Origin of the sequence: Christiangramia gaetbulicola, from assembly GCF_003054225.1 — a bacterium.
Taxonomy (GTDB): domain Bacteria; phylum Bacteroidota; class Bacteroidia; order Flavobacteriales; family Flavobacteriaceae; genus Christiangramia; species Christiangramia gaetbulicola.
Genome location: NZ_QBKQ01000002.1, coordinates 108,503 through 128,979, shown reverse-complemented (window position 1 = coordinate 128,979; position 20,477 = coordinate 108,503). Strand labels below are relative to the sequence as shown.

The 20,477-nt window shown below is 38.1% G+C and carries 18 protein-coding genes; 7 read left to right on the top strand and 11 right to left on the bottom strand.

Annotated elements, in window-relative coordinates:
* Positions 1-6: 6 nt before the first annotated feature.
* Positions 7-1,209, top strand: a complete 1,203-nt coding sequence (locus C8P64_RS07195; protein WP_108171406.1) for an alanine dehydrogenase — start codon at positions 7-9, stop codon at positions 1,207-1,209.
* A gap of 2 nt (positions 1,210-1,211) precedes the next feature.
* Complete coding sequence (locus C8P64_RS07190; RefSeq protein WP_108171405.1) at positions 1,212-1,592, top strand: DUF4258 domain-containing protein; 381 nt, start codon at positions 1,212-1,214, stop codon at positions 1,590-1,592.
* Positions 1,593-1,625: 33 nt separating this feature from the next.
* Here C8P64_RS07190 and bcp read toward each other — a convergent pair whose 3' ends face one another.
* Complete coding sequence (gene bcp / locus C8P64_RS07185; RefSeq protein ID WP_108172200.1) at positions 1,626-2,081, bottom strand: thioredoxin-dependent thiol peroxidase; 456 nt, start codon at positions 2,079-2,081, stop codon at positions 1,626-1,628.
* 33 nt (positions 2,082-2,114) lie between these two features.
* On the opposite strand from bcp, the gene C8P64_RS07180 reads away from it, so the two are divergent.
* The gene (locus C8P64_RS07180) at positions 2,115-2,771 is read left to right on the top strand and encodes an endonuclease III domain-containing protein (protein WP_108171404.1); all 657 of its coding nucleotides are present in this window, start codon (positions 2,115-2,117) and stop codon (positions 2,769-2,771) included.
* A 38-nt stretch (positions 2,772-2,809) separates the two neighbouring features.
* Here C8P64_RS07180 and C8P64_RS16530 read toward each other — a convergent pair whose 3' ends face one another.
* Both C8P64_RS16530 and C8P64_RS07175 read right to left on the bottom strand, forming a co-directional pair.
* On the bottom strand, positions 2,810-2,962 hold the full coding sequence (locus tag C8P64_RS16530; protein ID WP_170106642.1) for a hypothetical protein: 153 nt from the start codon (positions 2,960-2,962) through the stop codon (positions 2,810-2,812).
* 61 nt (positions 2,963-3,023) lie between these two features.
* Entirely contained in the window at positions 3,024-3,608 is a 585-nt protein-coding gene (locus tag C8P64_RS07175; protein WP_108171403.1) for an RNA polymerase sigma factor, read from the bottom strand.
* 231 nt (positions 3,609-3,839) lie between these two features.
* Between C8P64_RS07175 and uvrA the strand changes: the two genes are divergently transcribed.
* Both uvrA and C8P64_RS07165 read left to right on the top strand, forming a co-directional pair.
* Positions 3,840-6,629, top strand: a complete 2,790-nt coding sequence (gene uvrA, locus C8P64_RS07170) for an excinuclease ABC subunit UvrA (protein ID WP_108171402.1) — start codon at positions 3,840-3,842, stop codon at positions 6,627-6,629.
* A gap of 136 nt (positions 6,630-6,765) precedes the next feature.
* Entirely contained in the window at positions 6,766-8,061 is a 1,296-nt protein-coding gene (locus tag C8P64_RS07165) for a hypothetical protein (RefSeq protein WP_146167194.1), read from the top strand.
* 80 nt (positions 8,062-8,141) lie between these two features.
* Here the strand turns inward: C8P64_RS07165 and C8P64_RS07160 are convergent, their stop codons facing one another.
* The 4 genes from C8P64_RS07160 to C8P64_RS07145 form a co-directional block, all read right to left on the bottom strand.
* Positions 8,142-9,599, bottom strand: coding sequence for an oligosaccharide flippase family protein (locus tag C8P64_RS07160; protein WP_108171400.1), 1,458 nt, complete (start codon positions 9,597-9,599; stop codon positions 8,142-8,144).
* Positions 9,600-10,883: a glycosyltransferase family 4 protein gene (locus C8P64_RS07155; RefSeq protein WP_108171399.1), complete on the bottom strand. Its 1,284-nt coding sequence runs from the start codon at positions 10,881-10,883 to the stop codon at positions 9,600-9,602.
* Positions 10,884-10,903: 20 nt separating this feature from the next.
* Positions 10,904-13,318: a YfhO family protein gene (locus C8P64_RS07150; RefSeq protein ID WP_108171398.1), complete on the bottom strand. Its 2,415-nt coding sequence runs from the start codon at positions 13,316-13,318 to the stop codon at positions 10,904-10,906.
* A 75-nt stretch (positions 13,319-13,393) separates the two neighbouring features.
* Positions 13,394-13,675, bottom strand: a complete 282-nt coding sequence (locus C8P64_RS07145; RefSeq protein WP_108171397.1) for a DUF4834 family protein — start codon at positions 13,673-13,675, stop codon at positions 13,394-13,396.
* 106 nt (positions 13,676-13,781) lie between these two features.
* Between C8P64_RS07145 and C8P64_RS07140 the strand changes: the two genes are divergently transcribed.
* Positions 13,782-14,750, top strand: coding sequence for a transporter (locus C8P64_RS07140; RefSeq protein WP_170106641.1), 969 nt, complete (start codon positions 13,782-13,784; stop codon positions 14,748-14,750).
* Between the two features lie 70 nt (positions 14,751-14,820).
* On the opposite strand, the gene capB is transcribed toward C8P64_RS07140, so the two are convergent.
* The 3 genes from capB to C8P64_RS07125 form a co-directional block, all read right to left on the bottom strand.
* The gene (gene capB / locus C8P64_RS07135; RefSeq protein ID WP_108171395.1) at positions 14,821-16,083 is read right to left on the bottom strand and encodes a cysteate-C-fatty acyltransferase; all 1,263 of its coding nucleotides are present in this window, start codon (positions 16,081-16,083) and stop codon (positions 14,821-14,823) included.
* A gap of 139 nt (positions 16,084-16,222) precedes the next feature.
* Positions 16,223-17,263, bottom strand: coding sequence for a cysteate synthase (gene capA / locus C8P64_RS07130; RefSeq protein WP_108171394.1), 1,041 nt, complete (start codon positions 17,261-17,263; stop codon positions 16,223-16,225).
* A gap of 78 nt (positions 17,264-17,341) precedes the next feature.
* Positions 17,342-19,468, bottom strand: coding sequence for a S9 family peptidase (locus C8P64_RS07125; protein ID WP_108171393.1), 2,127 nt, complete (start codon positions 19,466-19,468; stop codon positions 17,342-17,344).
* A 61-nt stretch (positions 19,469-19,529) separates the two neighbouring features.
* On the opposite strand from C8P64_RS07125, the gene C8P64_RS07120 reads away from it, so the two are divergent.
* The gene (locus tag C8P64_RS07120; protein WP_108171392.1) at positions 19,530-19,856 is read left to right on the top strand and encodes a YbaB/EbfC family nucleoid-associated protein; all 327 of its coding nucleotides are present in this window, start codon (positions 19,530-19,532) and stop codon (positions 19,854-19,856) included.
* Positions 19,857-19,910: 54 nt separating this feature from the next.
* On the opposite strand, the gene C8P64_RS07115 is transcribed toward C8P64_RS07120, so the two are convergent.
* Positions 19,911-20,426: a peroxiredoxin-like family protein gene (locus C8P64_RS07115; protein ID WP_108171391.1), complete on the bottom strand. Its 516-nt coding sequence runs from the start codon at positions 20,424-20,426 to the stop codon at positions 19,911-19,913.
* Positions 20,427-20,477: the final 51 nt, after the last annotated feature.

Genomic DNA, 20,477 nt, shown 5'->3' with positions numbered 1-20,477 from the left:
ATTTACATGGGAAAACAGCAGGTATCACCTTTTACTAAGGATCAACTATTACCCCAGGAAGAAACCCTTGAGATCTATAAGCGTAAGGGTGAGCTTTTTATAGGAATTCCAAAAGAAACAGCGTACCAGGAAAAACGCATCTGTCTAAGTCCAGATGCCGTGGCCGCAATTACGGCCCATGGGCACAGGGTGATGATAGAGTCTGGCGCTGGAAAATGGGCCAGGTTTAGCGATAAGGATTACTCTGATGCCGGAGCCGAGATCACCAAAGACACAAAAAAGGTCTTCTCCTGCCCTACCATATTAAAGATCGAACCACCTTCCATTGAAGAACTTTCATATATAAATCCGCAAACAATCCTTATTTCTGCCCTTCAGATCAAAACTCAGTGTAAAGAATATTTTCAGAAACTGGCCGAAAAAAGAATAACTGCCCTTGGTTTTGAATTTATAAAAGATGATGATGGCAGCTATCCAATTGTAAGAGCTTTAAGTGAAATTGCAGGGACTGCCTCGGTTTTAATTTCTTCAGAGATCATGAGCAATCATGTAGAAGGAAACGGATTGATGTTTGGTAATATCAGTGGAGTTCCTCCGGTTGAGATCGTTATTATTGGCGCTGGTACCGTTGGTGAATTTGCCACAAGGTCTGCTCTAGGACTTGGAGCTAGCGTAAAAGTATTTGATAGTTCTCTTACTAAATTAAGGAACATTCAGGCGAATCTTGGCAATACATTCTATACCAGCACCATTCAGCCAAAAAACCTGTCTAAAGCTCTGAAACGTGCAGATGTGGTTATTGGTGCAGTTAGAGGTAAAGATCGCTCTCCTATTCTAATTACAGAGGAAATGGTGCAGTCTATGAAACGAGGCGCAGTAATAATAGACGTAAGTATAGATATGGGTGGATGCGTAGAAACCAGTGAAATCACCTCCCATGACAATCCTATTTTCACCAAGCATAATGTAATTCATTATTGTGTTCCTAATATTCCTTCCAGGTACGCCCGAACATCTTCTCTATCAATCAGTAACATTTTCACACCTTACCTGTTGCATATTGGCGAGGAAGGCGGACTTGAAAATACCCTGAGATTTGACAGAGGTTTACGCAATGGTTTGTATTTTTATCACGGAATTTTAACCAGTAAGTCTATTGCAGACTGGTTTAATCTTTCCTATCGGGATATAAACCTATTGATCTTTTAAGTATGAAATTTGTGCATCGCCTTGCCTATTATGGGTTAGGACTTTTTTTTGGGATAGTAATTTTGTTATTCTTTTTAGGAGGAAAAAAAACATCCTGTGATTACTCACCAAATGCAAGGGTTTTAAAGAATATTAAGATCAAGGAAAGGAAATTTTCTGAAAGCTCTATGAATTTCTTCAGATCTAATAACATCGACACATCCATGGTTTCTGAGATCCTGAAAGATGGTGATGTAGATTTTAATAAGAGCAATACCGACGCAGAGCCATGTAATATTTATTTTATTTCCGGAGGTCCCGAAAATAAAGTCCTGGAATTAGAGATCGAGAATTGCGACAGCACCGCTACGATCCAGAAAGCATACATAAAAAAAGACGAGTAATTCCTACCCGTCTTTTCCAATTATCATTATTTCCTATTCTTCCAGGATCTGCTCAGCATGAGCTTTGGTCTTCACTTTTTTGATCACTTCCGCGATCTTTCCCTCTTCATCAATAATAAAAGTGGTTCTATGAATACCATCATATTCTTTCCCCATGAATTTCTTGGGTCCCCATACACCATAAGCATTGATCACTTCTTTATCCTCATCTGCTAAAAGCGGGTATTTGAAGTCATACTTATTTTTGAAGTTCTGTTGTCTCTTTTTAGAATCGGCACTAACTCCAAGGATCTCGTATCCTTTCTCCTTCATAGCATCATAATTATCGCTTAGGTTACAGGCTTCAGCTGTACAACCAGGAGTGCTGGCTTTTGGATAGAAAAACAGCACTAGTTTCTTTCCTTTATAATCAGATAATTTGATCTCATTTCCATCCTGATCTTCAGCTTTAAAATCGGGAGCCTTATCCCCTTCTTTCAATGTTGTCATAATTATTACTTTTGCCATTAAATTTAAAGCTTTATGACCAAACAGGAAAAGGTACAGTTCGTTATTGATAAGTTAAATGATATTTATCCCGAAATTCCAATCCCCTTAGATCATAAAGATCCTTATACTTTGCTAATTGCAGTTTTACTTTCCGCTCAAAGCACAGATGTAAAAGTAAATGAGATCACTCCCATTTTATTTGAAATCGCCGATAATCCATACAAAATGGTAAAGTTATCGGTTGAAGAGATTCAGGAGATCATAAAACCGGTAGGCCTTTCGCCGATGAAGTCGAAGGGAATCCATGGTTTATCTAAGATCCTGATCGAAAAGTATAATGGTGAAGTTCCTGCAGATATGGAAGCTTTAGAAGAATTACCTGCAGTTGGACATAAAACCGCCAGTGTGGTTATCTCTCAGGCCTTCAATGTACCTGCTTTTCCTGTAGACACCCATATACACCGTTTAATGTATCGATGGAATTTGAGTAATGGTAAAAATGTTACGCAAACAGAAAAAGACGCGAAACGTTTATTCCCGAAAGATCTCTGGAATAAATTGCATCTTCAGATAATATGGTATGGTAGGCAATATTCGCCTGCAAGAGCATGGGATCTTGAAAAAGACATCATCACTAAAACGATTGGAAGAAAATCTGTGATAAACGAATACTTAAAGAAAAAGAAATAAAAAGACCTGTAGGCTAATAACACAGGTCTTTTTATAAATTAATTCATAAGCGTTTCAAACTTCATCTTCTTATACTCAATTACACTAAGTGCTTTTGAATAATTCAAAAGAAACTCGATGGTCTCTTTTTTTGGTTGTGGACGATTAATTTTTTCTTCTTTCGAAGATTTTTTAAAGTAAAGTTTCCCCATTTGGTACTATTTTATGTTGGTTTAATAGAATAACGTAACAAACCGGGGGATATTGCTTCTGTTAATTAGTTAAAATTAAATTTCTCTTTTCTATGATCTTTCTCAAGTTAATTAAGGCATAGCGCATTCTTCCCAAAGCAGTGTTTATGCTAACTCCCGTACGCTCAGATATTTCCTTAAAGCTCATGTCTTTATAGATGCGCATGGTTAAAACTTCTAATTGGTCTTCAGGCAGTTCTTTAATTAGTTCCTGTACGTCACATTCGATCTGGTCTTTGATCAATTGTTTTTCAGCGTTAAGATCTCCGTCACTCAGAACAGAAAAAATATTGAAATCCCCGCTATTATCAAATTTGGGCATTCTTTTGTTTCTTCTAAAATGATCGATGACTAGGTTATGGGCAATTCGCATTACCCAGGGAAGAAATTTACCTTCTTCATTGTATTTTCCTCTTTTCAAGGTCCGGATCACTTTGATGAAAGTGTCCTGGAAGATATCTTCAGCGATATCTCGGTCATAGACCTTTGAAAAAATAAAACTGTAAATACGATGTTGGTGACGAGTGATGAGGGCGCCAAGTGCGTTTTCATTTCCATCAAGATAATCACGAACGAGCGAGGCGTCAGTTACCTTAGTGTTATTCATAACAGTTACTTTAATGTACAGAAATTAGAAATTTCTGTGGGTTAGGTTATTTAGTTTTAAAAAAGTAACTGTGCTTAATAGGCAACTGTGTATTGGTTATGCACCAAATATAGCAAGATAAAATCGAGAAATACAAACAAAACCTTAATTTTTTAACAATACTATAGGTTTTTATAGGCTTTCTTTCCCGCTTCATAATGAGTAACTTTGCGCTCCTAGCAGAAATTGAGCATGACAACAGATATATCACAGGTAGATCCTAAAAAGAATATAATAATTAAAGGTGCAAAGCTGCACAATCTTAAAAACATAAATGCAGTCATCCCCAGGAACAAACTGGTGGTGATCACTGGATTATCTGGTTCAGGAAAATCGAGCCTTGCCTTTGATACTCTCTATGCCGAAGGCCAACGCCGCTATGTGGAAAGCCTTAGTTCTTATGCCCGTCAATTCCTGGGCAGACTTAATAAACCAAAGGTTGATTATATAAAGGGAATCGCGCCTGCGATCGCTATAGAACAGAAGGTAAACTCGACCAACCCCCGCTCTACCGTGGGTACTTCTACCGAGATCTATGACTATCTCAAACTGCTTTTTGCCAGGATCGGCAGAACTTACTCTCCTATCTCTGGAAACGAAGTTAAAAAAGACACGGTCACAGATGTAATAAATTATGTCAAGGCATTTCCCGAAAGAGAAAAGCTTCTTTTGCTTGCCCCTATTCACGTTGAAGAAGGCAGATCTTTAGAGAAAAAGATCAAGGTTATGGCACAACAGGGATACAGCAGAATTAAGATCGATGATGAAGTTGTTAGAATCGATGAGACCGATCTTTCAAAAGCTAACGATGATAATACCTGGCTGGTAGTAGACCGGATTATCACCAAAGATGAGGAAGATTTTTATAATCGGCTTGCCGATGCTACAGAGGCTGCATTTTTCGAAGGTAAAGGAGAATTATTTATAGAAAAGCTTTCAGATAACAGTTCAAGACATTTCAGCAATAAATTTGAACTTGACGGGATGAGCTTTCTTGAGCCCAACGTACATTTATTCAGTTTCAATAATCCTTACGGAGCCTGCCCTAAATGTGAGGGATATGGAGATGTAATAGGGATAGATGAAGACCTGGTGATCCCGAATACAGGACTTTCGGTCTATGAAAATGCCATTTTCCCTTGGAGAGGTGATAGTATGAGCTGGTACAGGGATCAGCTGGTGAAAAATTCGCATAAATTCGATTTCCCGATCCATAAACCATATTTTGAACTGAGCGATGAACAGAAAGACCTTATCTGGAATGGAAATGAATATTTTGAAGGTCTTAACCAGTTCTTTGAATTCCTGGAGAGCAAAGCTTATAAGATACAGAACAGGGTAATGCTTTCACGTTACCGTGGTAAGACCAGATGTTCTGTCTGCAAAGGGAAAAGACTAAGGCCTGAAGCGCAATATGTGAAGATAAATGATCATAGCATCACAGATCTGGTTGAAAAACCTCTCGATAAAGTAAGAACATTCTTCAAGGATCTGGAGCTTAATGAATCTGACCAGGTAATAGCGAAGAGATTGCTTACGGAGATCAGAAATAGGTTAGAATTTCTTTCTAACGTGGGTCTTGATTATCTAACCCTGAATAGAAAATCGAATAGCCTTTCTGGTGGAGAATCACAAAGGATCAATCTTGCTACCTCCTTGGGGAGTAGTCTCGTTGGATCAATGTACATTCTAGATGAACCTTCTATAGGCCTGCATCCAAAAGACACTGAAAAACTTATTGGCGTATTAAAAAATCTTCGGGATCTTGGAAATACAGTTATCGTGGTTGAACACGATGAGGAGATCATGAATGCGGCAGATGAAATTATCGATATAGGACCTGAAGCAGGTACTAATGGCGGTTATGTTGTGGCCACAGGAACCATGAAAGATATCCTGAAATCTGATTCTCTTACAGCAAGTTATCTAAACGGAAAAATGGAAATTGAAGTTCCTGAAAAAAGAAGAACTTCAAAGAATAAAATAAAAGTGCTTGGAGCCAGGGAAAACAACCTGAAGAATATCGACGTAGAATTTCAATTGGGAATCTTTACAGCGATCACCGGTGTATCGGGAAGCGGTAAAAGTACCCTGGTAAAAAAGATCTTATACCCGGCTGTTCAAAAGGAAATTGGAGGCTATGGAGAAAAGGCCGGTCAGTTTAGCGGAGTTGAAGGTAATTTTAAAAGCATCGGGACCGTTGAATTCGTTGATCAGAATCCAATTGGAAGATCTTCCAGGTCTAATCCGGTTACCTATATCAAGGCTTACGACGATATTAGAAATCTATTTGCCAGCCAGAAACTTGCCAAATTAAGAGGGTTTAAGGCAAAACATTTCTCATTTAATGTTGATGGCGGAAGATGTGAAACCTGTAAAGGAGAGGGTGAAGTTACCATAGAAATGCAGTTCATGGCAGATGTGCATCTGGAATGTGAAACCTGTAATGGGAAACGTTTCAAAAAGGATGTGCTTGAAGTAACCTTTCACGACAAGAATATCGATGATGTTCTAAATATGACCATAGATGATGCTACACAATTCTTTGAGGATCATGGAGAAGATAAGATCGTAAAAAAACTTAAGCCGCTTAAAGATGTAGGTTTAGGATATGTTCAGTTGGGACAGAGTTCCTCTACGCTTTCTGGAGGTGAAGCTCAAAGGATAAAACTCGCTTCGTTCCTGGTAAAAGGAAATACCAAAACCAAGGCCCTATTCATTTTTGACGAACCTACTACCGGATTACATTTTCACGATATTAAGAAACTTTTGAAATCTTTTAACGCTCTTATTGCTAAAGGCCATACGGTCATCGTAATCGAACATAATATGGACCTCGTGAAATGTGCAGATCAGGTGATCGATCTTGGTCCTGAAGGTGGGGAAAACGGAGGTTATCTTGTTGGGCAGGGAACCCCAGAGGAGCTTTCGAAGATAAAAAAATCTTATACTTCAAAATATTTGAAGGAGAAACTAGAATAGAACTTAAGGTTTTGTAATTCAACTATTTAAAACCTAAAAAAGGATCTAACACCTCTTTGGGAACCCAGTAGTAGCGGACTTTGGCACGTCCTTTGTATTTAATAAACAAATGTTCATAATTAAATACGCTACTACCATGAGAAACCTGACCCTTATTTTCGCATTCTTATTTATTGGATGGTCAGTATCGGCATCCGTAAATTCAAAACCGGCTACCACTAATTACTATAACTACAACGATTCATTCATTTTTGTTGAAGGAGGAGTTGAATTTGCGGTTTACCCAAATGGTGAATTCGATTTTTACTTTAATCCCGATTTCGCTAGAGGAAACTCTGTACACATTTCAACCCCAAACGTAAACATTAGTTATAACGGTGGTTATAATTATGATCCATATGTGCAATATGACGACTATGGAGCGGTGATCCAGATTGAAAATGTACCTATCTATTATGACTACTACGGTAGAATTATCCAGGCTGGAAATATATTTCTTAGATATAATAACTTCGGAAGGCTGGCAAGAGTAGGTAACTTACATGTTCATTATAATAATCATCACCATATAACTCATTATAGTGGCTATATAAATCATTACAACAGACGTTATGTATACAGGCCATGGCACGACTATTACCGTCGTCCTAATGTTAATGTAAGTATCGTTTTCGGCAGACCATACCGTGCGTACTACGAGCCTCAAAGAATTTCTTATAATAAATATGTAACTGTTTATAACAATTACTATTCTAAGAATAACAGAAGAAGAGATTTTTACAGGCCTTCGCAGAAGGTAAGATCTTATAATCACGGGAGAAGAACCAGTTCGAAACGCAATATAGCGTATGTGAAAAACAGCAATAACTATAACAGAGCTGCTACCAGAGAAAGTGTTTCAAGAGACAGGGTCTATGCTGAAAATAATAGATCTTCCAGAGTAAAAACTGCAAGAAACACCAAAAGAAAAATTGATAATAGGTCTCCAAGAGTATATAGTGAAAGGAATGAAAGAAGTACAGATTCCAAAGGAAGGTCTGTAAAGATCGATAATACAACTCAAAGAAGACAGAATTCGGTTAGAGAGCGTTCTGCAAGAACTCAGCAAAAACAGAATTCTTCTATAAGGACAAGAACCGAAACGAGAAACGCACCAAGCGTGAGTAGAACCGGTTCTTCTTCAAAAGGTAGATCTGTTCAAAACAAATCGAATTCGAGAATCAGGAATTCTGCTCCGGCGAACAGAAATAGAACTATAGAAAAAAGCAATAGGAGTTCTGAAAGGAATTCAACTGTGAAGCGTCCAACAAGGCAAAGCAGTTCTTCTGTAAGAAATAGAACAAATTCGGAGAACTCAAGATCTCAGTCGGTTAGAACAAAAAAATCTACAGGATCGAGAAGTTCGGCACGAAATATGAATAATAGAATATAGATGACAAGTTCATAATTTAATTTTTTGGTTGGTTAGTTGGAAAACCCTTGACGCTCCCACGCTGATAGGGTTTTCTCGTTTTATGACCTTTTCAAAAACTTATCTATCATCGCATTAATGTCTTCGGAAAATTTCAGATAATAAACAATTAAAAGGTATAAAACACCTGATAATCCCCCTTTGATAGCAATATTAGTAACCGGATGGAAAGGAAAGTTAAGAAAGTAGAATCCAATACTAAAAAAGGCTGTTAACAATAACGCCCAGGTGGATTTAGTAGTAAAGGGATGAATTTTGAATTTTTTGAAAACAATGAAAATCTTGGAGGTGTTATAAAGCGAAAATGCAATAAAACTTGCTATCGCTGCCCCTTCAATTCCATATTCCGGAATGAATAAAATGTTCAGCACAAAAGCCACCAAAACCAGTATCACTCCTACCCCAAGCACAATTCGGTAATAATCTGAATTAAAAAGAATACTATTATTATTTCCCAGGAAATTATCATATAGTTTTACCATAGAGATCAACAACACGATCAAAATACTGATCTCGTATTCTTCAGGGATCAATTCATACAGGGAATTTACATTGGTAATGATCCAGACAAAAATGAGTCCGCTTACAATAAGTAGATTAAGGGAACTCTTCTCATAAAGATCTTTAAGTCCAGATTTATCTTTATTGTTCAACATTTCAGCTGTAAGCGGATTGGTAATCTGGTGCATTGCCTTTTGAGGTACAGATATCACGGTAGCGATATACACCGCTATACCGTAAATAGCGACGTTCTCAATAGGCAGATAATGTTCTATCATCACCTTGTCCAGATCTAAAAGAACGGTCGCTACAGAAGCTGCTAGAAGGATTAGCGAGGAATATTTTAATACCGGGGACAGGTTCTTCGGAAATTTAAAACTGAATTTAGGCCTATGCAAGGAAAAAGCATACATGGCCATTAAAATGGTCCTGAATACGAAAACTCCGGAAATACTATAAATAAAGAACTCTACACTTATCCATTTTAAATAGAAGGCAAATAAAAGCAGACTAATACATAGCCTGTGAAATACCTCTTTCATTAAATTTCCGAAAGCGCTTTTATAATAGATCTTCGACCAGGAAAAGAATACTTCAAAATATGCTGTCGCCAGGGCGATCACAAAGATCAACCAGACGTAAGGTTGCACCAGGCTATTCTCTCCCTGAAAATATTCCAGCAGGTAACTGTAAAATATAAGGCCAACTATTCCTAATATCAGTCCTACTACTGCCGGGATCACCAAAACAAGATTCAAAAGCCTATCCTGATCTCCCCTTGTTTTATAGGAGGTAAAGAATTTAATGAGGGTACTATGCACTCCAAATACCAGGAATGGCCATATAAGATTCGCTGCCGATAACAGGAAGCTAACCAATCCGTAATATTCCTTATCCAGAAAGTAAGTAAAAAGAAATAACGTATTCACAGCCCCGATCCCGAAACCAACATACGTGGTCACCATATTCTTCAAGGACTGATTGATGATTATTCCCATCTAGATTCCGTTGATTAATTTAGCCAGTTTTCCAGTTAGGGCCTTTCGGTGATATTTTTCAATATCATGAGAATCTCTAACAGGTTCTCCCTGCTGATATTTTTGAAATAATCCGAATATGTGTTCTTTGATTTTTGGAGCGTCGGCATAGGAAAATACCTTTCCCGAATTAGTTTCAGTGATAATTCTTTCAGCATCCCATTTATCAGGGCCAATAGCTAAAATAGGAGTTCGGGATGCCAGATATTCAAAAAGCTTGCCCGGGATGATCCCCCTTGTTTCAATAGAATCTATTTCTATTAATAAGAGAACGGTAGCTTGCCTTTGCATCTGAAGGGCTTTAGAATGACTAACATAACCTTCATTAACCAGATATTCTTCCAGACCAGAATCTTTGATACTTTCAAGTACTACCTCACTCACCTTCCCGGCCAGTTTTAGCTGAAACTCCTTTCTAAAATCTTTATGCTCGTCCAGCAATTGATGAAGCGCTTTCCAAAGATTTTCAGGATTTCTACCTGAAAGTAAAGACCCAATATGAGCTACCTCAAATTTCTTTTTTTCAACCGTGTTTGAATTAACTTCAGAATCAAAGCCATTGGTAATTACGGTAATTGGCTTAGAAGTTTTAGTCTCAAATTCAGCTTTGGTTGTAAAGCTGGTGGTAATAATATGATCTGCAGTATTCAGCACTTCACTTTCCAATTTTTCATGCTTTTCCCTGGAGCTTTCATTTAATTTAAGTTTCTCATGATAACCTATTTGTGTCCAGGGATCTCTGAAATCTGCGATCCACTTACATCCGGTTTCCTTTTTAAGATTTAGCCCAATAAGATGTAAACTATGAGGTGGCCCTGTTGTTATGATGGCTTTGTAATCATGATTCTCGATTTCCTTCTTTAGAAAATTAACCGAAGGCTTGATCCAGAATTTACGGGCATCCGGGATAAAATAATTCCCCCGTATGTAAAGCATTGCTTTTTGAAGAGGAGACTGATTTTCCTCTTTCTGAATGATCCCGGAACTAATGGTTTCGGTATCCTTTTTTGAGAAAATTCCCGCAATAGAATAAGGCTCAAAGATCTTTTCCTTTAGAACTTTTATACCGGGAGGTACTTCAGCTTCAAAACTTTTATCAATTATGGGGTAGCTGGGATTCTCGGGAACATATACCACGGGTTCTACTTCAAAGCTTCTTAAATACTTCACGAATTTAAGCCAGCGCTGAACCCCGGGACCACCGGCCGGAGGCCAGTAATATGTAATAATGAGAACTTTTTTCATTCAGTTATAAGATCAAAAAATCACTTTCTCTTTTTCAACTCGAAACCAATTCCACCCAAAAGAACCAGGCCAATAAGAATAGAACTGATTAAAGCAATATTGCTACCCGTTTTCACGACCTCAGGCTCAAATTTAAATACGATTTCATGCTCACCCGCAGGAACGTTCATTCCTCTTAGAACATAATTTACTTGTGCATGTTCTGCTGCTTCTCCGTCTATATACGCCTGCCAACCGGGTTGATAGTAATTTTCAGAAAAAACAACGAACTGTTTTGCATCAGCATCGAAGCTATATTTAAGCTCATTAGGCTGGTAACTTATCAATTCAACCTTAGCAGTCTCCTCAAAATTGAAATCTTGATCAACTACATCTTTAAATTTAGAATTGATCACCGCGGTACTCCTCAGGTCTGTATCTTCTAAAGCAAGCATTTCCTGGTCCTGAGTTTCCACCCATTTAATATCCTTTACCAGCCAGGCATTGCCATAAGCATTCGGATTTTGTTGTGCCTGGGTACCTTCTTCTGTTGGAACAATGAAATATTTCACATTCAGCATGCTCAATATTTTCATGTTGTTATTTGATATATAGAAATCGTAAAGTTCCTGGATTCTCCCAGGTTTCGCGGCATGATAACCACCCAGTGCATTGTGATAGTATGAGGTTCTACCAGTATTAAAAGGACTTCCGGAAACATCAAAAACCCTGTAATGACCTTTATCTTCAAGAATAGCCTCGTCTGCAGCTAATTTCTGAAATGGTTGCTTCATCTCCCTGGCCTGAACAAAATCTTCTTCATTCACATATCTTTTGTCAACCCCTATAAGGTCTACCAGTAAAATAATAATGAGCCCACCAATAACAAGATTTCGGCTGATCTTTGCCTTCAAATATCCCCATAAAAGCCCTGCCGAAAGCAAGACAAAAATCAGAGATCGAATAACATCAGCAGTAAATATACTCTTTCGATCTTCTTCCAGTGCCTTCATGAAATCCATTCCGAATTGCTGGGAATACATGGAATCATTGGCTCCTTCAAAATCAAATAATATAGATTTGAATACTAAGAATATTAGCAACAAGCCTCCGGTAATGATCGATGACCATTTTAAGGCATAAATTTTTTCTTCCTTTTTAACTTCATTAAGGAATAGCTTATAAAGTCCCATCACCGCAAGTAGTGGCAAACAAAGCTCAAGGATCACCTGTATGGAAGAAACCGCCCTGAACTTATTATATAGCGGCACAAATTCTATAAAAAACTCAGTGAAGAACTCAAAATTCTTACCCCAGCTTAAAAATAATGCCAATAAACTTCCTCCTACGATCCACCATTTTAATCTGCCTCTTATCAGAAAAAGGGCAAAAACAAACAGAAAAATTACCGTTGCGCCAATATAAGCAGGAGCACCCACGAAAGGCTGGTCTCCCCAGTAGGTTGGAGCACTTTCGGTAAAACCTTCAGCCTGGACTGGAGAGGCCCCAATTTCCCTTAAAGCATCATATAAATTAGAATCTTTTCCAATATTCTCTGAGCTTCCTCCTCCCATAAATCGGGGAACCATCAGGTTGAAACTTTCTAAAATTCCGTAACTGTATTCCGTGATATAATCGAAACTTAAGCCCGTATTCTGTTTAGGGCTTCCATCAGGTTCTATGCTCAGATTTGATTCTCCACGAGTACTGAATTGAGTATATTCACTTGTAGCCAATAAGTTCGTTGCATTAGCCGCAACAGCCAGCACTACGGCAATTACCATAATCCCCAATGACTTGAAATAAACAGGAAGTATATTTTTACGGTAGGCGTCTACGAGGTATGCAATACCCAGGGCAATGACCAGCAGTAATAGATAATAGGTCATCTGGAAATGGTTCGCCTGTATCTCCAAAGCCATAGCGATAGTGAGTAACAGAAAACTCCAGATATTACGATACCTAAAAATGGCAATAATTCCTGCGAGTACCATCGGCATATAAGCAATGGCATGCGCCTTGGCATTATGACCTACGCCAAGGATAATGATCAAATAGGTTGAAAAACCGAAGGCAATAGAGCCCAGAAAGGCCAGTTTATAATCTACTTTCATACATAACAGCAAAATATAAAAACCTAGAAAATACAGAAATAGATAATCTGCCGGCCGCGGTAGAAATCTTAAGGCGGCATCAAGCTTTTTTACATAATTATGGGGATAGTAGGCGCCTAATTGATAAGTTGGCATTCCTCCAAAAGCAGCATCGGTCCAGTAAGGTTCTTCCCCGGTCTCTGCCCTGAAGTCGTTTTGTTCCTTGGCCATCCCGATATATTGTATAATATCGCTTTGGTAGATCTCCTTCCCCTGAAGGACCGGATTAAAGTAAAATAATGATAAAATGATAAAACCTGCCAGGACCAACAGGTGAGGTAAGAATTGCTTCAATTTAGCCATTAATCGGACTTTTGATTTTAATCACAAATTTTGTGTAAAACAAAGCCTTTCTAGTGACTTTGCTAAAATCCGAAATTAATCAATTTCTTCGTAATCGATATATTCACCAACATTTTTATTGGACTGCTTTCCATTTTTTGGTTTTTTATCGATACTAACTTTTCCTTCTTTATCTTGAGGTCGCTGAGCTCCTCCAAACTGCTGATTGAATTGTTTTTCAAATTTCTGACCCATCTTTTTCATAAACCACTTCAGGATCAACGGACCAAAAAATCTAAGTAATATTTTAAGACCAAAGTATACTAACAGAACTATAAGTACCGTTTTTAATACCCCGGTTAATGATGCTTCTAACATTCTAAATCTTTTTGCAAAAATAAAAATAAGCCTCCACAATCAGGGAAGCTTCAGCTATAAAATTATAATAAATCTTATATCTTTGAGAGACCTAACCCGACCAATTATGCGTAAATCAGCCATACTTAGCCTCTTTCTAATTATTGCTACCAATCTCCACGCTCAATATACTGAAACTATTAATTCGAATAGGCCAGGACAATCCCAGGGAGCTTTCGCTGTTGGAACCAATGTGATACAGATTGAAACCGGGCCTTATTTTGGAAGCGAAGAACATACGGGACTTGGTACCGACACCGATATCTGGGGAGTAGATTACCAATTGAGATATGGATTGCTTTTTGAAAACCTGGAATTGAATCTTACCGGTTCATTTGAGTCACAGGACATTTACAGGGATTTCCTGGGTGTTACCAGCGAATCTACTATCAGGAATTTCAAATCGAATACCATAGGCGCGAAATACCTCATTTTTGACCCTCATAAAAGTCTGAAAGAAGACAAACCAAATCTATACAGCTGGAAGGCTAATCAACGTTTCAAATGGAAAACCCTGATCCCGGCAATTTCAATATATGCCGGCGCTAACTTTTCTTTCGGCGAGAATCCCTATTTGTATGAAGGAGAAGGAAAATTTAGTCCGAAAGCAGCCATCATTACCCAAAATAACTGGGGACGCTGGGTACTGGTATTGAATCTCATTGCCGATAAACTTTCTGAAGACTACAGGTCTTATACAGGAATCATAACGGTCACCCATACCTTAACTGAGAACATGGCTATTTTTGGGGAATACCAGGGCATAAAGAGCGATCTTTATGCTGATGATATCTTGCGCGCAGGTGGAGCTTATTTAATAGGTGAAGATTTCCAGTTCGATATTTCCGGCCTGGTAAATTTTAAGGACACTCCATCAAAATGGCAGGTAGCAGCCGGTGTTTCGTATAGATTTGATCTTCATAAGGTGGATGAATTCCTGGAAGAATCAAGTGAAGGCAATAAAAGAAGACAGCGAAGTGAAGAATTGAACAAGGACGAGGGTGATGGTGTCATCGATGACGATGGAGGAGAATAACCCGAAAATACTTCAAACTAAAAAGGCCCCGCAATTCGCAGGGCCTTTTTTATATCTGAATATATTGTGATTACTTATTAGACATCGCTGCTTCTACTGAAGCTGATAGTCTTTTATAAGTACCATTTTCTAGTCTTTCACGAATTGCAGAGAAAGCTTCAACAGTTTCCTCAACATCCTGTAAAGTATGCGTTGCCGTCGGGATCATTCTAAGAAGGATCAATCCTTTTGGAATTACCGGGTATACAACGATAGAACAGAATACACCATGATTCTCACGAAGATCCTTAACCAAAGCCATAGCTTCTGGGATACTTCCTTTAAGGTATACCGGAGTCACACAACTTTGTGTGGTTCCAATATCGAATCCGTTATCTTTTAATCCGTTTTGTAATGCGTTTACGTTCTCCCAAAGCTTTTCTTTAAGCTCTGGCATAGTTCTTAGCATATCAAGACGCTTCAATGCTCCAACCACCAACTGCATTTGCAGTGATTTAGCGAACATTTGTGATCTAAGATTATATTTTAAATAATCTATGATCTCTTTATCTCCAGCGATAAATGCTCCTGTACTAGCCAGTGATTTTGCGAAAGTGGCGAAATATACGTCTATTTCGTCCTGTACTCCCTGCTCCTCACCTGCTCCGGCTCCTGTTTTACCAAGAGTACCAAAACCATGAGCATCATCTACGAATAATCTAAAGTTATATTTTTTCTTAAGCTCAACGATCTCCTTCAATTTACCCTGCTCACCACGCATTCCAAAAACACCTTCAGAGATCAATAAGATTCCTCCACCGGTTTGTTCTGCGATCTTGGTAGCACGTTGAAGATTCTTTTCGATACTTTCCATATCGTTGTGCTTATAGGTAAATCTCTGACCTAAATGCAATCTTACTCCATCAATGATACATGCATGTGCATCTACATCATATACGATCACATCCTGCTTAGAAACAAGGGCATCGATGGTAGAAACCATCCCCTGGTATCCAAAATTTAATAGGTAGGCTGCCTGCTTGTGTACAAAAGAAGCAAGTTCATCCTGTAATTTTTCATGAAGATCTGTATGACCACTCATCATTCTCGCTCCCATAGGATAAGCAGAACCATACTCAGCGGCAGCTTCTGCATCTACTTTACGAACTTCAGGATGATTGGCTAGTCCCAGGTAGTCATTAATACTCCATGTGATCACTTCCTTTCCGCGAAATTTCATACGGTTAGAAATTGGTCCTTCCAATTTTGGAAAAACGAAGTATCCTTCTGCCTGCTCAGCCCATTTACCTAGCGGTCCTTTGTCTTTGTAAATTTTATCAAATAAATCCTTCATCGGTCATTTTTTAGACGAGCCGCAAAAATACTGAAATTTGGCTCAATTCTACAAAGTAAATTATAAACATCGAAATCTAAGAAAAACAAAAGCATCCTACAAAGTATAGGATGCTTTTGTTAATAAGTGTTAAAAACTTTTATTTGATAAGGTCTATAGACTGCGAGCTGGTTTCGTGCTGAGTATCAAAAAATCCTTGCTCGTTCATCCACTCATCGCTGTAGATCTTACTCATATATCTTGATCCGTGATCTGGAAAAATGATCACGACATTGGAATTCTCATCGAATTCCCCTTCTTCGTTAAACTGTTCTAATCCCTGCATCGCCGCACCACTGGTATAACCAACAAAAAGACCTTCGGTCCTTGCCAGCTCCCGTGAGGTATGGGCTGCGTCCTCATCGCTTACTTTTATAAATTTATCGATCGCATCGAAATCTGTAGCTGTTGGAATAAGGTTTTTACCTAATCCTTCTATTCGGTAAGGATAAATTTCCCCAGCATCGAATTCGCGAGTTTCGTGATATTTCTTCAGTACAGATCCAAAAGCATCTATCCCCAGAACTTTAATATCTGGGTTTTGCTCTTTTAAAAATCTAGCCGTACCAGATATAGTACCTCCAGTTCCGCTACATGCCACTAAATGTGTGATTTTTCCTTCAGTTTGTTTCCATATTTCGGGACCAGTAGAAAGGTAATGAGCATCAATATTCAATTCATTGAAGTACTGATTGATATAAACTGAACCTTTAATCTCGCTATGAAGTCTCTTTGCTACCTCGTAATAAGAACGCGGATCATCTGCAGGAACGTTTGCCGGGCAAACATATACCTTGGCTCCCATTGTCTTCAGCATATTGATCTTATCCTGTGAAGATTTAGAACTAACTGCTAGAATACATTCATATCCCTTTATGCAGCTTACCATGGCAATACTAAATCCAGTATTACCTGAAGTAGTCTCTATAATGGTATCACCAGGTTTTAAGATGCCTTTTCTTTCAGCTTCTTCAATAATATGCAGGGCGATCCTGTCTTTGGAGGAGTGTCCAGGATTAAAAGATTCTATTTTAGCAAAATAGTCACCTTTAAACCCTTGAGTAATTTTATTTAAGTGAACTAATGGCGTATTACCTACAAGCTGTAATACGTGGTCATAAACCTTTAAGTCTTCTCTCATAAATCGAAGTTCTTTATACAAAAGGCCCTTCAAAGAAAAACTTATTGAGGCCGGTCAAATTTAAGGCAAATTTTTTAATTATTGATTTATACCCTCTAAATCCAGTAAAAACGCGTATTCTTCAGCTACTTCCTTTAGTGCTTCGAACCTTCCGGAAGCTCCTCCATGACCTGCATCCATATTGGTATGCAGCAAGAGTATATTATCATCTGTCTTCAGCTCTCTTAGTTTGGCAACCCATTTTGCAGGTTCCCAGTATTGCACTTGTGAATCGTGCAGACCAGTTGTTACCAGCATATTTGGATATTCCTGAGCCACAACATTATCATAGGGCGAATAGGACTTCATGTATTCATAATATTCCTGCTCATTAGGATTTCCCCATTCATCATATTCACCCGTTGTAAGCGGAATACTATCGTCTAGCATAGTAGTTACTACGTCTACGAAAGGTACCGCAGAAATGACCCCGTTATAAAGATTCGGAGCTAGATTTACAACCGCGCCCATTAATAAACCACCGGCAGAACCACCCATGGCATAAAGGTGATTAGAAGAAGTATAATTCTCCCTGACCAGGAATTTAGAAACATCTATAAAATCTGTAAAAGTATTTTTCTTAGTGAACAGTTTCCCATCTTCATACCATTCACGGCCAAGGTATTCACCTCCACGTATATGTGCTATCGCATAAATAAATCCGCGATCCAGTAAACTTAATCTAACCGAAGAAAAATACGGATCTATCGTTGAACCATAAGAACCATAAGCATATTGCAATAAAGGACTGTTTCCGTCTTTCTTGGTTCCTTTTCTATAAACCAGAGAAACCGGAATTTGCGTTCCATCTTCGGCGGTAGCCCAAAGCCTTTCTGAAACATAATTATCCTTATCGAATTTTCCGCCCAGAACTTCCTGCTCTTTCAGAACCACCTTATCCCCTGTCTTCATATTATATTCAACAACTGAAGTTGGTGTGGTAAGACTGTTATAGGTATACCTCAACATATCTGTCTCAAAATCTGGATTAATAGAAGTATAAGCGGTGTAGGTCTCATTATCGAAAGGAATATAAAATTCCTTACTGTCATCCCATTTTATGATTCTTATCTTATTAAGGCCATTTGTACGTTCACTAACTACCAGATATTCTTTAAAAATATCGATATCCTCAAGAAGAAAATCTTTCCTGTGAGGTATCACATCTACCCAATTTTCCATTCCGGTCTTATCAACCGGTGTTTTCATCAGTTTAAAATTGGTAGCCTCATCTTTATTGGTAACTACATAAAAATGATCCTCAAAATGAGAAATGCTATACTCGAGGCCTCTTACTCTCGGCTGAAATATCTTAAATTCTCCTTCAGGTTTATCAGCATCCAGAAAACGATATTCCGTAGTAAGCGTACTATGCGAACCAATGATAATATATTCGCGGGATTTAGACTTATATACGTAAGTATTAAAAGTTTCATCTTCTTCTTCAAATACCAATTCATCCTTTTCAGGATCGGTTCCCAGAATATGTTTATAGATCCTGTAAGACCTTAAGGTTTGAGTATCTTTTTTGGTATAATAAAGCGTTTTATTGTCATTGGCCCAGGTAGAACCACCAGTGGTATTTTTGATCTCTTCATCATAGATCTCTCCGGTTTCAAGATTCTTGATCCTGATGGTATATTTTCTCCGGCTTAAGGTATCGGTTCCAAAGGCTACTAGTTTATTATCTGGACTAACATTTAATCCTCCTAAACTGTAATATTCATACCCTTCAGCCATTTTATTCACATTGAACATAACCTCTTCAGGCGCATCCTGGGTTTCTTTCTTTCTCGAATAGATCGGGTAGTCATAACCTTTTTCGAAACGAGTGATATACCAGTAACCGTTAAGTTTATAGGGCACAGATTCATCATCCTCCTTTATCCTGCCTTTCATTTCCTCGAATAATTTCTCCTGAAATTCTTTCGTATGCGAGGTCATTTTATCGTTATAATCATTTTCGGCCTCCAGATAGGCAATAACTTCAGGATCTTCACGCTGATTCATCCAGAAATAATTATCTATCCTTACATCACCATGCTTCTCGAGCTCTTTAGCTACTTTCTTTGCTTTTGGGGCTTCAATATCTTTTTTCAAATCATTTTTGTTTTGCGCGGATGCAAATGTAACGCATCCTAATAGAAATACTAATAGTCTTTTCATTTTGACTGGTTTGATGCGGTAATTTAGTAAATTTGAAATCATAAATTTTAAATCGAAAAATATGTTTGGAGATATGATGGGCATGATGAATAAACTGAAGGAAGCCCAAGAAAAAGTAGATGCAACTAAGCAAAGATTAAATTCTGTTCTTGTAGATGAACAAACCAGTGACGGACTTTTAAAAGTGACCATTACTGCCAACAGAGAAGTTAAGAATATTTCTATAGATGATTCCTTGCTTGAAGATAAGGAACAACTAGAAGATTACCTGGTTCTAACAATGAACAAAGCAATTGAAAAAGCTACCAAAATAAATGAAGCTGAAATAGGAGCGGCTGCTAAGGATGGTATGCCAGATATCCCGGGAATGAATGATCTTATGAAATAGGCATTTCTCTAATAAAACAAAAAGCCCGGAATTTATTTCCGGGCTTTTTTATTTTTAGGCTTCTCCCCTGGCGGGATAATCTTCTTTTATCACAAATGAGATGGATCTCAATAATTCATCAAATTTTGGTCTGGCGAAAGGCATTGACTGAATGCTGGCAGAATACAAAGTATTATCTGGTCTTATGAGGAAAAGGGCCGGCTCCAGAAAAACTTCAGGCTCAGAATCCTTTATCGCTTCCGAAATAAATAGCCCCCATTTTCTACCTTCATCAATACTGAAATCATAACCAATATCGAGTTTATCGATATCCCATTCTTCGACGGTCTTCTGCGCCAACTCTTCGTTATTTGAACTTACGCAAATTACGTTAACACCTTTATCTCTAAAATCTTCGATCTTCGTGTTCAATTCTTCCAGGTACTTCTTACACACCGGGCAATGTATCCCTCTGTAAAAAATAAGCATGGTAAAATTTTCCGGCTGATTATCCCGAAGATCCCATTTTAAACCTTTGGTGGTCTTTACAATAAGTTCCGGCACTTCCTGTCTTGGTTTCAAATTCTTCATAAATCAATTTTTATGAAAAATAACTGAAATTAAACCTCAACCTTATTAAAC

Coding starts and splice junctions, on each gene's coding strand:
- C8P64_RS07195 (WP_108171406.1), top strand. CDS start 7: ATGGGAAAACAGCAGGTATCACCTTTTACTAAGGATCAACTATTACCC.
- C8P64_RS07190 (WP_108171405.1), top strand. CDS start 1,212: ATGAAATTTGTGCATCGCCTTGCCTATTATGGGTTAGGACTTTTTTTT.
- bcp (WP_108172200.1), bottom strand. CDS start 2,081: ATGACAACATTGAAAGAAGGGGATAAGGCTCCCGATTTTAAAGCTGAA.
- C8P64_RS07180 (WP_108171404.1), top strand. CDS start 2,115: ATGACCAAACAGGAAAAGGTACAGTTCGTTATTGATAAGTTAAATGAT.
- C8P64_RS16530 (WP_170106642.1), bottom strand. CDS start 2,962: ATGGGGAAACTTTACTTTAAAAAATCTTCGAAAGAAGAAAAAATTAAT.
- C8P64_RS07175 (WP_108171403.1), bottom strand. CDS start 3,608: ATGAATAACACTAAGGTAACTGACGCCTCGCTCGTTCGTGATTATCTT.
- uvrA (WP_108171402.1), top strand. CDS start 3,840: ATGACAACAGATATATCACAGGTAGATCCTAAAAAGAATATAATAATT.
- C8P64_RS07165 (WP_146167194.1), top strand. CDS start 6,766: ATGAGAAACCTGACCCTTATTTTCGCATTCTTATTTATTGGATGGTCA.
- C8P64_RS07160 (WP_108171400.1), bottom strand. CDS start 9,599: ATGGGAATAATCATCAATCAGTCCTTGAAGAATATGGTGACCACGTAT.
- C8P64_RS07155 (WP_108171399.1), bottom strand. CDS start 10,883: ATGAAAAAAGTTCTCATTATTACATATTACTGGCCTCCGGCCGGTGGT.
- C8P64_RS07150 (WP_108171398.1), bottom strand. CDS start 13,318: ATGGCTAAATTGAAGCAATTCTTACCTCACCTGTTGGTCCTGGCAGGT.
- C8P64_RS07145 (WP_108171397.1), bottom strand. CDS start 13,675: ATGTTAGAAGCATCATTAACCGGGGTATTAAAAACGGTACTTATAGTT.
- C8P64_RS07140 (WP_170106641.1), top strand. CDS start 13,782: ATGCGTAAATCAGCCATACTTAGCCTCTTTCTAATTATTGCTACCAAT.
- capB (WP_108171395.1), bottom strand. CDS start 16,083: ATGAAGGATTTATTTGATAAAATTTACAAAGACAAAGGACCGCTAGGT.
- capA (WP_108171394.1), bottom strand. CDS start 17,263: ATGAGAGAAGACTTAAAGGTTTATGACCACGTATTACAGCTTGTAGGT.
- C8P64_RS07125 (WP_108171393.1), bottom strand. CDS start 19,468: ATGAAAAGACTATTAGTATTTCTATTAGGATGCGTTACATTTGCATCC.
- C8P64_RS07120 (WP_108171392.1), top strand. CDS start 19,530: ATGTTTGGAGATATGATGGGCATGATGAATAAACTGAAGGAAGCCCAA.
- C8P64_RS07115 (WP_108171391.1), bottom strand. CDS start 20,426: ATGAAGAATTTGAAACCAAGACAGGAAGTGCCGGAACTTATTGTAAAG.